The following is a 15,022-nucleotide window of genomic DNA, read 5'->3' as shown; positions in this document are numbered from 1 at the left end:
GTTCCTGCCTGGATCGCCCGCGTGCTTATAGATCGCGCGCAACGATCACCGAGTCCTCTTGACCGGTATTACTTCCTTCAAATGGTTACTGCTAGGGCAAGCGCGTGACGCTGAGTGCGGTCTCACCATAGTTCGCCTGCCAGCGAAAACCACTGGCAACACTTTCTATTTCGGTGAACTTGCCTTGGCGGTGGTACTGGGAGTAGCTGAGCACTTGCACCGAAGCACCGTCCGCTGGCTCGAATCCGAGCGCGAGGACAAGCTTGCCATCGAGGTAACACGAGTTATCACTTTCGAGCGTGATTCTTGGCAACTGTGCCGCGGTGTGATCCGGGATCGCAATTTGCAGTGTCCCTAAATCCGAGTTCTTCAAATCAACTCCTTGCAACAGATGCATCGGGGCGGCAATCTCCAGTCGCCCCGAGTTACTCACGCTCCCAGCACCTTCAAATTTGGCCTCTTCGTCGACCTCGACCACACCTGTGATGTCGATGTCGAGGTCACCGGTGATGTTCAGGTGGTGGCCCTTGAAGTTCAAAACGCCTTTGCCGCGCACACGAATCGACTGACCGTGAGCATTGAACTCCTTCTTGTCGGTGCCTTCTATGCGCAGTGTGGCAGTCGGCGGGACATTGAGACCCCCAAAGGACGACACCTGCCCGCCGGCAAACCTGAACTCGTCGCTGACGGTGATCGTGGACGCATCGAACTGTCCATCGTCGGCGACGAGAACCTTCTCTGCGGTCACTTCGGCCACGCTCACCCATCCGCTGCCCAGCACGCGCAGCTCTTTGACCGCAACATCCTTATTGTCGGTCGACACCGTGTGCTTTGGGACGACCGCAATCTTGTCCCGGTCGGGCACCCCGTTGGTCCAATACGCAGCGTTATACCAGTCGGTGTAGTCTCCTGGCGGATCCCAAGTGGTGATGTTGTCAGACATTGTGCTCCTTCATTACTTTTGTGCTCTCATCGGCAGCGGTTTTGGCCGCAGGCTCAAGGGCCCCCCGCAGCCAGGGCATGGGGTCGATCTTGGAGGCAGGGTTGTAGTCGTAGGGCATGACACTGACGTGAAGGTGCGGCGGGACATGACCGTTGGTCGCAGTGTCGGGATTGATGTGGGCGATGCGCTGTCCGGCGGCCACCACGTCGCCCTGGGCGACTTCGCGGACAATGTGGCCGTATTCGACGCAGCCCGAACCTTGTTCGTGGGATGAGTCGATGACCAACCAGCCCGCAGGGTCGGGCCCACCGTAGCCTTGCGCCTGGCCGGCGTAGATCACCGTGCCAGACTGACACGCGTACACCGGCATGTTCGCCGAGCCACCCGGGCGGCCGAAATCAGTGCCGGCGTGCCATTCGCCGTCGCGCCAACCAAATCCGCTCGTCACCACGCGACCTGCCTCAAGTGGCCAGTACCGTACTGGTCGGTCAGCCGCAGCTTTTGCCCTTGCAGATGTTCCGACTTCTGTACGGTGTGGTGGTGTCCTAGTGGTCCTCATCTTATTCTGGGCTTGGCGGGTTTCGGTCATCCGGCTCGGCCCTTACTTACGGCCCTGATGGGAAAGCGTTTCTGACTTCGTGACCGGGCGCGCGCTTTGTTGACATATCTTCCGCGCCGCAAATGCGATGAGTTTCATCATTGCCCCCTTTGAGACCCGTCAACACCTTCTTCGGGTTGTGGTAAGCAGTCCCAATCGGCCTGTACGCCGCGCCGCCTTCATCGATCAAAACCCTCGCAATGATGAAGGGAATAGGGACCAAAGTCCACCAGTTGCGAGTCTTTAGTTGCCGTCCACCGACATGTGGGGCATGGTCTTGCGGTAGTCTGCCGGTCTCACATGTGTAGTAAAAAACTCGTTGGCAAAAACGCGAGGGGCCCTCGACTCCGCGTAGCCCCCTGCCTCCCGAGATGTGACCACCCCCAACGAAAGTTGCGCCAAACGATCACATTGGAGCATGGATGCACCCGGTACAGCCGCGGTTGCCGCTGTGCGGTTTGTAAGGCTGCCGAGCGCGATTACCAGCGGAGTCGCTACCGGCGCCAGCGCGGGCTTACGGTCGACCCGCCGGCCTTGGAATCCGAGTGTGGTTAATTCTCCGCCGGTTTCGTCACAAGACAGTTGTGTGGTCGCGGCCGTGCGTGCCGAACTCTACGCTGCACCAGTCGCTGTCGAACGTCCCGGCCTAACAGCGGTGGCGCTCTCGCTGGCCGCCATCCTTGACGACCCAAGACATGTAGCGACTCAACCCGCGGCGGCACGCCAGTTGGCTGCCATATTGGGCACGCTTTCGAAGCCGATGCAGTGTCGCGGAAAGCTAGCGGCGGTCAAGCCGATGACGAATCAGGGGCGAAGCCAGGATGCCTGTAAGTCCGACCACGCTTGGACGTGGCCACCTTGGTGCCCCAGATGAAGGGAGCCCGCACGATGGCGAAAATGGAGAGAAAGATGCCGAACATGCAGCCGGGATTTGGATTCATAACGCGCAAGTTACTCGCATCTGGGCTGGTGGACTGCGCTTTTAGCAAACGCGTTCACACAAACCAAATAAGAGCTGACGGCTGACCGCCCGCCCGACGTTCAACATGGCAGTCCAGCTCACCGCCTTGCGTCAACTCGTGGCGATTTTGGGCACGCTATCGAAGCGGACGCAGCGTCGGGGGAAGCTGGCGGTGGTCAGTCGATGACCCAGAAGGGTGGTACGTGACCAGCGCACGGACCAACCCGCCCACGGGGCGATTGATTTCAACTGATTGGCGGCGGTGGCGGCAACTCAATAATGAATGCAGCGAGCGGTCGAAACGGAATGGCCGCAGTTGCCTCGAACTTGCCTCGCATCAGTTCCCAGCGCAGCTGTTGGTAGATGCGTTCGAGGTCGTCCCCAGGCTCTTCGGGGTAAAAAGGCACCTTTGGTAGGTGCACCACAAGACAGTTCCTAAACCCACTCCACCCGTGTGATCAACGTTTGCGTCTGGCGGATGTATTTAAGACGTTGAACCGAAATAGTCGTCAGGCCAACCGCTTTCGGTTTCACGAATGATCCCGATGGGTGCCACGTCGTGTTAGGTACGCGGCGGACCCTGGGTCGCGGTGCTGCGCAGCCCCCGGTCTAGTCATGAAGCGGCGGCCGGGGGCGCCTCGAACCATCAGCGCGTGGCTTGATCTGTACTACTGACGATGCGCTGGGAGATGGCCAGCAGTGCATGGTCAAACATAGTTTTGTCGAAGGTTCCGGAGGCTGCGACGGCTCGCAGGTCGGTGCAGAGCTGTTCGCATAGTGAACGCACTTTGACGTTGCTCGCCTGCGACAGCCATTTCAGCACACCGAAGGCAGCCTCCTCTTCGATGTCGTAGATAACCATCAGCATCCCCTTGGCCCGTTCGATGGCCGCGCGGTGCTCCGTAATCTCACCAACTCTCGTGGTGATGACTTCCTCGCGTGCCCGCACGGACGGACTCACGTCGAGATAAAAACCATGTGTGCCAATGACTGCACCGTCGTCGTCGAAGAACTGATCCCCGATGACGATTACCGAGTGCACCGCCCCGCGGGTATCGATGATGCGATGCCGGCCGCTGAACACCCCGCGGGTGTGAATAATGTGGTCAATGGTCGCCGCCACTTTGTCGCGGTCCTCGGGATGCTTGTGGGATAGCACGAGCTCCATGGTCGGGGTGACCGTTCCTGGTTGATAGCCGTGCAGCCGCTGCACCTCGTCGGACCACTCCCAGCGCTGGTCATCGAAGTAGAACCGAAACCATCCAGTCCGCTCCGATGCAGCCGGCAAAAGCTCTCCCGCAAGCTCACCCTCATCAGGGGACTCACCAGCGGCTTCAGACACAAGATGGACTTTAGCGCGACTCGTGTAAAGCAAGCTACCGCCCGGGTTTACCGCACGTTTACCGCACGCAACGCGTGCCTGTGGCGTGCGTTCGACGACGTTGGGTCAGGGCTACGACATTCAACGGCAGCGGCCCACCCCGCTCTGGAGCCGCACGGCGCAAGGTCGCCAGCAATCGCTAGCGTTTATCAACGTCACTCGAAAAGGTACGCGCGTGCCACAAAGTTGTTGTGTAATCGATACGGAATCGCTTAACTTAGACACTGGGGGATCCAGGTCACACGTACGGGCCGATGTGGCGCACATCCCAGTATCTATTAGGGGGAGGCGGTCGCAACACTGTGCGGCCGGCTGGGACCAAGGAATAGCTCGTGTCAGGAGAAAGACGGGCCGCAAGGCCCATAAGGCTTGTACCCGTAGACAATACGCCGAGCGCCGTCGCCCCGGACGATCGCACGTGGGTCGCGAAGGCGCTGTGTAGGGGAACAGATCCCGACGCACTATTTGTGGGCGGGGCGAGACAACGTAAGGCTGCCGTTATCTGCCGTCGCTGCCCTGTGATGACAGAGTGCGGGGCGGAGGCGCTGGACAACAAGGTCGAGTTCGGGGTATGGGGCGGCATGACTGAGCGCCAGCGCAGGGCTTTGCTTAAGCAGCATCCCGAGGTCGTGTCGTGGAAGGATTTTTCGACGCGCGCGACGCGCGCCCGGTAACTTGTCCCGTAGCCGACTGCGACGCACATCGTGTTAGTGGCATGCGCGAGGGGATCACGCGCGCTTAATTCTGGGCCGACGCCCGTTCGGTAAGGTCCATGACTTTCGCGGCGGGAGCGTTCATCTTGACCGACTCGATGCCTTTTTCGGCGCCTGCCTTAGTGTCATAGGCCTGGCTGGCGGCGATGATTTCGCCGTTGGCGGCTTTGAGGTGGAACCGGAATTTGCCGGACTTGTCCCTGCTGACTTCGAACTTGGCTGCCATGGCAGTTCTCCTCGTTCGCTTACTCAACAGCGAAAACGCTACGCCTCTACGGCTTGTGGCGCACGTGCGGAGCCTACGGGTTGCAGCCGTCCGCTAGCTCGAAGACGCTCGTCCAGCAGCGCATCCACCGCGACTACCGACGGCAGCGGCCTGCCTTGTTCCCGAGCCGCACGGCGAAGGATCACCAGCATTCGCAGCTCCGCATCAATAGTTCCGAGGTCGCGCGTGCGGGCCGAAGCGGCCTTAGACCCGCCCAGCGAGACATCTTTTCGCCTCATTGAACGGGATTACCCTGCCATTGGCGGTCTAAGCACGCGCAGCCCGTTGGAGAGGCAGGGGTAGCCCAATCAACTATTCAGTCGTTGTTATTCGTCCGCAAAGATCCAGCGAGCTTCGTTGTCGCGCAAACGAGACCGTGGTCTGCATAAAACCGGACGACCACCCGCACCGCGGACTACTCGTTGATGGGGAGCCTTTGACACGGCGGAGGCCGTCGTCGCTCGACTGCGGGCCGCCTTCGTCTGCGAGCGCAGATGTGAGCCATACGTGTGTTGAGGGTGCGCGGCCTACCGTCGGCATAACTTATGTAAAGCGGCGCCTCGCAGCCCGGCATCGCACGCTTGATCGCATTGGCGTACAGATATTTGGCGGTCCCCTTAGTGGGTCCCGATGCTCTCGTGGCACGTCGACACCCTACAAGCCAACTACAACACCGCCGCGTGCATCGTGTGCCTGTCGCCGGTCAGGTCATATCTAGGTCTCGCAGCAAAATATCGGGTGTCAAAATGCGGCATGAACTGCTCGAACTCTGGTGCGCAATACTGGGATTGAATCAGTCAACGCACTGATGAGGCGGGAAGATTGCCGCGTGAGAACCAACTGAGCCGGACCGAAGGTCGCGTCATCACGGTCGTCGACGGCAGGAGCACTATCTGCACTGGGGCTGCCTTGGGCTTGTCCCGCTGCCGAGACGGTTTGCTGGCTGCGAATGCCCTTAGCTGCCGGTAACCCTCTTTCTTACCGGCGGTCTCTGTCTAACCGCTATCGGACACCGTGGCCGCGGCGTGGCCACAATCTGGCCATGGTCACAGTTAACTCAGGTGAACTACGGTGATGTGTTTCAGCAGCTAGAGCTGAAATGGGCGCGTTGATCAGGTAGCTGAACAGGGTTCGAGTCCCTCCGCCCGCACAATCAGTTCACCTTCATCAGGCGTCAAATCCTCTCTGCGGGGTACATGGACTGCACGGGACACGAGGAGACGCCATGGCCACCGGAAATCAGCCACGCGAGGAAGCTCTGAGCGCGAAAGATGCCGAGCTCGCCGAACGCAGGGCTGCGGCCGCTCGCGAACGCGCCGCGCACGCCGGGCTCTCGGCCGCCCGCAGCTTCGAAGAATCGGCCCGCAAACACGAACGAGTGGCGCGGGTGCAAGACCGGGCGGTCGAACGAGGCGTGTCCGATGTGAGTGAACATCGCGACTCGGCGGCTCACCATCGCGAGTTCGCCGCAGAAGACCGCAAGCTCGCCGAACTGAAGCGAAAAGAGTCCGAGGCCGACCTAGCCATGGACTAGGCGTCCAGGAAGCGCGCTCGAACCTCCGGCGGCGGCAGCGGACAGGTGTCGTACTTGCCGAAGACGCGATAGCGGACGTCGGCGACCCTATCGTAGAGCCAGTCGCGTAGGGGAGCGGGGACGACGCGGGCCACCTCGAGCAGCTTCCACGGCCCGCCAAGGTAATCCACCACCCGCAATGCAGCGGCGGATCGGACGGCGACGCGTTCTCCCGGCTGGTCGGGTTCGTCGACGAACACCACAGAGTCCACGTCTTTGATTGCCGGGTGCCGCGCAAAGACCGCTTGGGCGAAGTCGCTGTCGAGGGCCGCAAAGCGCAGGGTGCCGTGGCGATCGAACCGAAGTATCGTTCGCACCGCCGAGTTGCAGACGCCGCAGACCCCGTCGTAGAGCAACACGGGCGCCGGTTCACCGCTCACACCGCCAGGCTACTGGCCAACCGCCCACGAGTTGACCTTTGGTAAGGCAACCCTTAGTTTTGCGGTAACTTATCGAGCAAGGGGTCCGCCGGGCCGTCCGCTCGCCGAAGTCGCCGCGGAGTTGAGCGCCGCGAGGAAGGACCCTATGTCACGCGGGTTCCAGGGTGTGATGTTGCGAAGCTTCGGTGCCCGTGACCATGCCGCAACGGTGGTCGAAAGCGTCCAGATCGCACCGCATTTCGTGCGGGTGCGCATGACGTCGCCGACGTTGTTCGAAGATGTGGACGCCGAGCCCGCCGCATGGCTGCGGTTCTGGTTTCCGGACCCGGACGGATCCAACGCCGAATTCCAGCGCGCCTACACAATCTCCGAGGCAGACGTGCCCAACGGGCGCTTCGCGGTCGACATCGTGCTGCACGAACCCGCCGGCCCGGCATCGAAGTGGGCGCGCACCGTGCGGCCCGGCGCGACGATCGCCGTCATGGCGCTGATGGGCTCGTCGCGTTTCGACGTGCCCGACGAACAGCCGGCCGGCTATCTGCTGATCGGAGACTCGGCGTCGATCCCGGGCATGAACGGGATCATCGGCGTGGTCCCCGATGACGTCCCGATCGAGATGTATCTCGAGCAGCACGACGACAATGACGTCCTGATCCCGATCGCGCGGCACCCGCGGCTGCACGTGCACTGGGTGGCCCGGCGCGACGAGAGATCCCTTGCCGCGGCGATTGATAACCGCGACTGGTCCAACTGGTACGCCTGGGCCACGCCCGAGGCGACGGTGCTCAAGCACGTGCGGACTCGGCTGCGCGACGAGTTCGGTTTCCCCAAGTCCGTAGTCCACGCCCAGGCGTACTGGAGTGCCGGGCGTGCGATGGGCACCCGCCGGGGCGACGAGCCGGAGCCCGTGAACAGCGTTGTCCCCGAGCATGTTTCCGCGCCGAAGCCGTCAGACGATACTCCCGCCCCGGCGGCCCGCGGAAGTTGGCGCGCCCAGGGCGCCGGCCGGTTGCTCGCGCCGCTGCGCTCGGCGCTGATCCTTTCCGGCGTGTTGCAGGCGCTCATCACGGTGGTGCAGCTGGCGCCGTTCGTACTGTTAGTCGAGCTGGCTCGGCTGCTGGTCGCCGGGGCGCCCGCATCGCGACTCTGGAACGTCGGGATCGCAGCCGTCGCACTGCTGGGAACGGGAACCGTGCTCGGTGCGGCGCTCACGCTGTGGCTGCACGTCGTCGATGCGCGGTTCGCCGCCGACCTGCGTTCGCGGTTGTTGCACAAGCTATCTCGGCTACCGCTGGGCTGGTTCACCGCGCGCGGATCGGGCTCGATCAACCAGCTGCTGCAGGAAGACACGCTGTCGCTGCACTATCTGGTCACCCACGCCATCCCGGACGCGGTCGCGGCAATCGTCGCCCCAGTCGCGGTGCTGGTCTACCTGTTCGTCGTCGACTGGCGCGTGGCGCTCGTGCTATTCCTGCCGGTCCTGGTGTACCTGGTGTTGACGTCGTCGCTCACCATTCAATCGGGCCCGCGCATACCGCAATCCCAGCGCTGGGCCGAGAAGATGGGCGGCGAGGCCGGCGCCTACCTGGAAGGCCAGTCGGTGATCCGCGTCTTCGGCGGCGCGGCCGCATCCAGCTTCCGACGCCGGCTGGACGAGTACGTCGAATTCCTGGTCTCCTGGCAGCGCCCACTGGCCGGCAAGAAGACGCTCATGGACTTGGTCACCCGGCCGTCGACCTTCCTGTGGCTGATCGCGCTCACTGGGACCCTGCTCACCGTCACCGGGCGGATGGACCCGGTGAATCTCTTGCCGTTCCTGTTGCTGGGCACCACCTTCGGCGCCCGACTGCTCGGGATCGCTTACGGGGTCGGCGGTATCAGCGCCGGCATGCTGGCCGCCCGGCGCTTGCAGAACACGCTCGACGAACCCGAGCTCGAGGTGCGAGAGCAGGACCAGTCCGGAGATTCGTCGGCGACGGTGGTGTTCGACGACGTCAGTTTCGGCTATCGCCCGGGTGTTCCGGTGATCCAGGGGGTGTCGCTGACGCTACGGCCCGGCACGGTCACCGCCCTCGTGGGCCCGTCCGGATCCGGAAAGTCGACGCTGGCCGCTCTGCTGGCTCGGTTTCACGATGTCGACCTGGGTGCGATACACGTTGGCGGACAGGATATTCGGTCGATGACCGCCGACGAACTCTACGCAAGGGTCGGGTTCGTCCTGCAGGAGACGCAGCTGGTGCACGGCACCGTCGCGCAGAACATCGCGCTGGCCGTCCCCGGTGCCACCGCGGCGCAGGTCCAGGAGGCGGCGCGCCAGGCGCAGATACACGACCGGATCATGCGATTGCCCGACGGCTACGACACCCTGCTGGGCGCGGGGGCCGGCCTTTCGGGCGGCGAGCGGCAGCGGCTGACCATCGCCCGGGCGATCCTGGCGGATACCCCGGTGCTGATCCTCGACGAGGCCACGGCGTTCGCCGATCCGGAATCGGAATACCTTGTGCAGCAGGCACTTAACCGGTTGACGCGCGATCGTACGGTGCTGGTGATCGCACATCGATTGCACACCATTACCGGAGCCGACCAGATCGTTGTGCTTGACCACGGCCGAATCGCCGAACGCGGCAGTCATGACGAGTTGTTGGCCGCCGACGGTCGGTATCGACGGCTGTGGGAGCGCGGCCGTCGAGACCCGGTCGCGGCCACCACGGTTCAGGGGGCGCGATGATTCGCACGTGGTTAGGCCTGGTGCCCGGCGATCGGCGCGCCAGGGTGATCACCTACGCCGCGCTCACGGTGCTCTCCGTGGTGGCGCGGGCCGCGGCCACCGTCCTGCTGGTGCCCCTGGTGGGCGCCCTGTTCAGCGACGTTCCGCACCGCGCGCTGGTGTGGCTGGGCTGGCTCTCCGCCGCCACCGTGATCGGATGGGTGATCGACACCGCGACGGCGCGCCTCGGCTTCAGCCTCGGCTTCGCGGTGCTGGACCACAGCCAGCACGACGTGGCGGACCGGTTGCCCGGCGTGCGGCTGGACTGGTTCACCGCCGAGCACACCGCGACCGCACGGCAGGCGATCGCCGCGACCGGGCCCGAACTGGTTGGCCTCGTCGTCAACCTGCTGACGCCGCTGGTCTCCGCCATCCTGCTCCCCGCCGCCATCGGGCTGGCCCTACTGCCGATCTCATGGCAGCTCGGCGCGGCCGCGCTGGGCGGCGTGCCCCTGCTGCTGGGGGCGCTGTGGGCATCGGCACGGCTGACGCGGCGCGCCGACGCCGCGGCCGACGAAGCCAATGGCGCCCTCACCGAACGGATCATCGAGTTCGCCCGCACCCAGCAGGCGTTGCGGGCCGCGCGGCGGGTCGAGCCCGCACGCAGCCTCGTCGGCGATGCGCTCGCAGCGCAGCACGGCGCGACCATGCGGCTGCTGACCATGCAGATCCCGGGCCAGCTGCTGTTCAGCCTGGCCAGTCAGCTGTCCCTGATCCTGTTGGCGGGGGCGACGGCGGCGCTCACGGTGAACAAGGCCGTCACGGTCCCGGAAGCCATCGCCTTGATCGTTGTGATCGTGCGCTACCTGGAGCCGTTCACCACGATCAGCGAGCTGGCCCCGGCGTTGGAGAGCACCCGCGCCACGCTCGACCGCATTCGCTCGGTCCTCACCGCGCCGCTGATGAACGCCGGGACGGCCGCGCTGCCAGATGCCGCCGCGGCGCCGCGCATCGAGTTCGACGACGTCACATTCCGCTATGCCGGGGTGACCGTGCCGGTGCTCGACGGGGTGAGCTTCACGTTGGCGCCCGGGAGCACGACGGCGATCGTCGGACCGTCGGGATCGGGCAAGAGCACCATCCTGGCGCTGATCGCGGGCCTGCACGAACCCACCCGCGGCCGGGTGCTGATCGACGGCGTCGACGCGGCGACGCTGGACGCCGAAGCGCGCCGGGCGGCGAGCAGCGTGGTGTTCCAACATCCCTACCTGTTCCACGGGTCCATCCGCGACAACGTGTTCGCCGGGGATCCCGGCGCCGGCGATGACCGGTTCACCCGGGCCGTCTCCCTCGCCCGCGTCGACGAACTCATCGAGCGGCTACCCGACGGCGCCGACACGATCGTCGGCGAGGCCGGCTCCGCGCTGTCGGGTGGCGAACGCCAACGGGTCAGCATCGCGCGGGCGCTGCTCAAGCCGGCGCGGATACTGCTCGTCGACGAGGCGACCAGCGCCCTGGACACCGAGAACGAGGCCGCGGTGGTCCGCGCACTCACCCTCGACCCCCGCTCACGCACCCAGGTGATCGTCGCGCACCGGTTGGCCAGCATCAGCCACGCCGACCGCGTCCTGTTCCTGGACGACGGCCGAGTGATCGAGGACGGAACGGTCGACGAATTGCTCGCCGCGGGTGGGCGTTTCGACGAGTTCTGGCGCCAGCAGCGCGAGGCCGCCGATTGGCGGATTCTGGCCGGCTAGGCCACCGTAGTTGACCGCAGCGTTTGCGGTATGCCTTACAGTTTGTCAGTCGGACGGAGCTGTCCGGGTACAGGAGGCGTGCTGTTCATGAGTGCTGTGGTGTCGATTCCGCGGTATCCCGGCGACGTGACCCCGCAATGGCTGTCGGCCGCGCTGAGCGGGCGTGGCGCTCCCGTCGAGGTGGCCGCCGTGGAGGTGATCGCGATCGGCACCGGGCAGACCGGCGCCACCTACCGGGTGTGCGCCCGGTACGCGACGGACCCCGGTGACCTGCCGCAGACCTTCGTCATCAAACTGCCGGCCCAGGACGACACCGTGCGCGACCGGGTCGTCATCGGATATCGCAGTGAATGCGCGTTCTACTCATCCGTGGCGGACCGGGTGCAGGTGCCGACGCCGCAGTGCTTCTACTCCGAGATCACCGAGGACGCAATGGAGTTCGCCTTGCTCCTCGCCGACCAGGCGCCGGCGGTGCAAGGTAATCAGCTGGCCGGGTGTGGCGAAGTGGAAGCACGCCTCGCGGTTACCGCTCTGGCCGGCCTGCACGCGCCCAGCTGGTGTGATCCCGTTTGGCTCGACTTCCCGGGCATCGCGTTCGCCAGGCCGGACGAGGCCGGCGCCGGCGGCATGGGCGAGGTGGCGAAGATGAGCGCGGACATCACGCTGGGCAAGCTGGGCGACCGAATGAGTGCCGAGGACCGCGAGACCTTCAGCGCGGCAATGGGTCTGGTCACGCCGTGGCTGCTTTCGGAGTACGATCGGTTCGCCCTGCTGCACGGCGACTATCGCCTGGACAACCTGCTGTTCGATCCCGGCCGGACCCGCGTCAGCGTGGTCGACTGGCAGACGCTCGGCGTCGGTTTGCCGGCCAGGGATCTCGCCTACTTCACCGCGACGAGTCTCAACTCGCAGCTGCGCGCCAGCATCGAAGAACGGCTCGTCGCCGACTATCATCGCGCCTTGGTGGCCTGTGGCGTCACCGACTACGATCGCGAAACATGTTGGCGTGACTATCGGCTCGGGGTGTTGCAGGCGCCGCTGATCTCGGCGCTGGGATTCGCGTTCGCCGCCGCCACCGAACGCGGCGATGACATGGTGCTGGCCATGCTCGGCCGTGGCTGCCAGGCGATCCGTGAGCTCGGGACCCTGGAGCTAATCGGCTGAGACGTCAGAGGTCGCCGGTGAAATCCGCGCTCAGCCAACGGTCGGGGCGGATGGTGAACAGCACTTCTTCCACACCCTCCATGCTGCGGATGAACGCGCGACCCCCTTCCTCGCCGAGGTAGCGGATGGCGACGGCCTCCTGCACGTCGGCCGGGGCGGGCTTGGTGGTCTCGACGATCGTGCCCTCGACCACCACGTATTGGTAGGGGGGCTCCTCGCGCTGGACCACCAGCGTCACCTTGCCTGCCCGCTCGATGAGCCGCGCCTTGCGGCTGGACGTCCCGGTCATGATCCGGATGTCGCCACCCGGGGCGTAGTCGTACCAGATCGGGACGCTGGCGGGCGGTCGCCCGTCGGCGGCGTCGACGGACAACACGGCCACGTGCTTGCCGGCCAGAAACTCCTGACGTTCGCTCTCGGTGAAGGCTTTCATGTGCGCTGCAAGCGTCGACCGCGGGGAATATATTCCCGGAATCGGCGAGGGTCAGTATTGCGTCGAGCCCTGATCGACCGGGATCCGGGCGGCGGTGACCTTGCGGGACTCCTCGCTGGCCAGCCAGCACACGGTGTCGGCGATCTCCTCCGGCTCGGCGACCCAGTCGGGCAGGAACGGGGTGAGCACGCTGGACAATTGCGGGTTGGTCTCCATGGCCTTGCCCACCGCGGCGACCATGTCGCCGGTTCCCATCGGCGTGTTCACCGGCCCGGGATGAACGCTGTTCACGCGGATCGAATGCTTGCCCAGCTCGGCGGCGAAAGCCCGCGCCATTCCGGTGACCGCGTGCTTGCTGGCGGTGTAGTGAATCATGAAGGGCTGCATCTTCATGCCGGCCGCGGAACTGATCAGAATGATCGAGCCGCCGCGACCCCCCGCGATGATCTGGTCCGCACCGGCCATCACGGTGTTCCACGTGCCGGTCACGTTGATGTCCATCACGTCGCGGAAGTTTTCCGGCGTGATGTCGTTCCAGGCCTGGGGAGCCGCGACCCCGGCGTTGGCAACGATGATGTCAAGCCGCCCGAGGGCGGCGACACCGTCGTCGACGGCCGCGCGGAGCCCCTCGAAGTCGCGGGTGTCGACGACCGAGGCGATGATCCGGCGGTTCGTTTCCTCGACCAGGCGGACCGTCTCGCTCAGATCGTCGGGAGTCGCCGGGTCGTAGGGGACGCAGGACGGCAGCTTGCCGGCGATGTCGACGGCGATGATGTCGGCGCCCTCCCGCGCCATTCGAACCGCGTGCGCCCGGCCCTGGCCGCGCGCCGCTCCGGTGATGAATGCCACTCTGCCCGCAAGCTTTCCGCTCATAGTTTGCTCCCCTGTTGGTCCGGCCGCTCTTATCGGTGAGCCGCCTTGACGAGGTTCGATCCGATGATCAAACGCTGAATCTCGCTGGTGCCCTCGTACAGCCGCAGCAGGCGCACGTCCCGGTAAATGCGCTCGACGGCAACGCCGCGCATATAACCGCTGCCGCCGTGAATCTGGACCGCGAGATCCGCCACGTCGCCGGCCATTTCGGTGCAGAAGAGTTTGGCCGCCGATGGGGCGATCCGGCGATCCTCGCCCGCTACCCACTGCCGAGCGGCGTCGCGGACCAGCGCCCGGCCGGCCATCACCGCGGTCTGCTGGTCGGCGAGCATCGCCTGTACCAGCTGAAAGTTTCCGATCGGTGTTCCGCCCTGGGTTGCGGTGGCGGCGTAGGAGACCGATTCGTCGAGCGCTCGCTGAGCGGCGCCCACCGCGAGGGCGGCGATGTGCACGCGTCCCCGGGCCAGCGAAGTCATCGCCGCTCGATATCCGATGTCTTCGCTGCCGCCGATCAGCGCGTCGGATCCGACGCGGACGTCGTCGAAGCTGACGTCGGCCGTCCAGGCGCCCTCCTGACCCATCTTGGCGTCCTTGGCCCCCACCTCGACGCCCGGAGCATCCGCGGGCACCAGGAAGACGGCGATTCCGGGGCCCTGGTCGTCGGCCGGGCGGGTTCGCGCGAACACCACGAACAGATTGGCGACGGGCGCGTTCGTGATGAAGCGCTTCTGCCCGGAGATCACCCAATCACCGTCGTCGCGAACGGCTTTGGTGCGCAAGCCGGCTGAGTTGGATCCAGCGCCGGGTTCGGTCAGCGCGAAGGAGGCGACGACGTCGCCCGCCGCGATTGACTCCAACCAGCGGGATTTCTGTTCGTCGGTGCCGAAGCCGACCAGAACTTGCCCGGCGATGCCGTTGTTGGTGCCGAACATCGAACGCAGCGCCAGCGACGTATAGCCCAACTCCATCGCCAGCTCGACGTCTTGCATGAGGTTGAGGCCAAGGCCTCCCCACTCCTGCGGAATCGCGTACCCGAACAGGCCCATCTTCTTGGCTTCGTCGCGGAGGTCGTCCGGAACGCGATCCCGATCGAGGATCTCCTGCTCGCGGGGGACGACGGCGCTGCGGACGAATTGCCTTGTCTGAGCGAGGATCTCTCGGAAATCTTCGTCCGAGACCTCGGCGAATTCGGCGGTGGCCATCGGCTCCATACTCCTCTCCTGGCCCGGGGCACCCCGGTTCAGGAGAGGATCCTATATCAAATATGATATTTG

General features: G+C 64.8%; 12 protein-coding genes and 1 pseudogene. 5 read left to right on the top strand and 8 right to left on the bottom strand.

The genetic code is table 11. The features are described from left to right. Positions 1–91: 91 nt before the first annotated feature. The 3 genes from A5678_RS01345 to A5678_RS01335 form a co-directional block, all read right to left on the bottom strand. Complete coding sequence (locus A5678_RS01345) at positions 92–943, bottom strand: hypothetical protein (RefSeq protein WP_068037254.1); 852 nt, start codon at positions 941–943, stop codon at positions 92–94. Beyond that, positions 936–1,394 (bottom strand): M23 family metallopeptidase, encoded by a 459-nt coding sequence (locus A5678_RS01340; protein WP_068037251.1) that lies wholly within the window; start codon positions 1,392–1,394, stop codon positions 936–938. The genes A5678_RS01345 and A5678_RS01340 overlap by 8 nt, the downstream gene beginning before the upstream one ends. A 1,754-nt stretch (positions 1,395–3,148) precedes the next feature. After that, on the bottom strand, positions 3,149–3,790 hold the full coding sequence (locus tag A5678_RS01335) for a PAS and ANTAR domain-containing protein (protein ID WP_156746722.1): 642 nt from the start codon (positions 3,788–3,790) through the stop codon (positions 3,149–3,151). A 488-nt stretch (positions 3,791–4,278) separates the two neighbouring features. Here A5678_RS01335 and A5678_RS01330 point away from each other — a divergent pair. Then, positions 4,279–4,557: pseudogene (locus A5678_RS01330) on the top strand (WhiB family transcriptional regulator); the annotation flags it as partial. A gap of 64 nt (positions 4,558–4,621) precedes the next feature. Here the strand turns inward: A5678_RS01330 and A5678_RS01325 are convergent. Continuing rightward, a complete protein-coding gene (locus A5678_RS01325; RefSeq protein ID WP_068037244.1) occupies positions 4,622–4,822 on the bottom strand; it encodes a DUF1508 domain-containing protein in 201 nt (66 codons plus the stop codon). Positions 4,823–6,086: 1,264 nt separating this feature from the next. On the opposite strand from A5678_RS01325, the gene A5678_RS01320 reads away from it, so the two are divergent. Further along, positions 6,087–6,395, top strand: a complete 309-nt coding sequence (locus A5678_RS01320; protein WP_068037243.1) for a hypothetical protein — start codon at positions 6,087–6,089, stop codon at positions 6,393–6,395. Here the strand turns inward: A5678_RS01320 and A5678_RS01315 are convergent. Continuing rightward, positions 6,392–6,814, bottom strand: a complete 423-nt coding sequence (locus tag A5678_RS01315; protein WP_068037240.1) for a thiol-disulfide oxidoreductase DCC family protein — start codon at positions 6,812–6,814, stop codon at positions 6,392–6,394. The two genes, A5678_RS01320 and A5678_RS01315, sit on opposite strands and share 4 nt — an antisense overlap. Positions 6,815–6,959: 145 nt before the next feature. Between A5678_RS01315 and A5678_RS01310 the strand changes: the two genes are divergently transcribed. From A5678_RS01310 to A5678_RS01300, 3 genes are all read left to right on the top strand, one after another. Beyond that, entirely contained in the window at positions 6,960–9,542 is a 2,583-nt protein-coding gene (locus tag A5678_RS01310) for an ABC transporter ATP-binding protein/permease (protein WP_068037237.1), read from the top strand. Beyond that, positions 9,539–11,278, top strand: a complete 1,740-nt coding sequence (locus A5678_RS01305; protein ID WP_068037547.1) for an ABC transporter ATP-binding protein — start codon at positions 9,539–9,541, stop codon at positions 11,276–11,278. Before A5678_RS01310 ends, A5678_RS01305 begins: the two co-directional genes overlap by 4 nt. An 87-nt stretch (positions 11,279–11,365) precedes the next feature. Further along, entirely contained in the window at positions 11,366–12,442 is a 1,077-nt protein-coding gene (locus tag A5678_RS01300; RefSeq protein WP_068037545.1) for a phosphotransferase family protein, read from the top strand. 4 nt (positions 12,443–12,446) lie between these two features. On the opposite strand, the gene A5678_RS01295 is transcribed toward A5678_RS01300, so the two are convergent. From A5678_RS01295 to A5678_RS01285, 3 genes are read right to left on the bottom strand one after another with little or no spacing between them, the layout of a single operon-like run. Next, entirely contained in the window at positions 12,447–12,875 is a 429-nt protein-coding gene (locus A5678_RS01295; protein ID WP_068037234.1) for a pyridoxamine 5'-phosphate oxidase family protein, read from the bottom strand. 51 nt (positions 12,876–12,926) lie between these two features. Then, the gene (locus A5678_RS01290) at positions 12,927–13,748 is read right to left on the bottom strand and encodes a mycofactocin-coupled SDR family oxidoreductase (RefSeq protein WP_068037231.1); all 822 of its coding nucleotides are present in this window, start codon (positions 13,746–13,748) and stop codon (positions 12,927–12,929) included. A gap of 29 nt (positions 13,749–13,777) precedes the next feature. Then, complete coding sequence (locus A5678_RS01285; RefSeq protein ID WP_197502001.1) at positions 13,778–14,950, bottom strand: acyl-CoA dehydrogenase family protein; 1,173 nt, start codon at positions 14,948–14,950, stop codon at positions 13,778–13,780. Positions 14,951–15,022: the final 72 nt, after the last annotated feature.

The organism is Mycobacterium sp. E2733 (assembly GCF_001667585.1).
Lineage (GTDB): Bacteria > Actinomycetota > Actinomycetes > Mycobacteriales > Mycobacteriaceae > Mycobacterium.
Note: the sequence above shows the minus strand (reverse complement) of the source record. Positions and strands in the feature narration are given on the sequence as shown.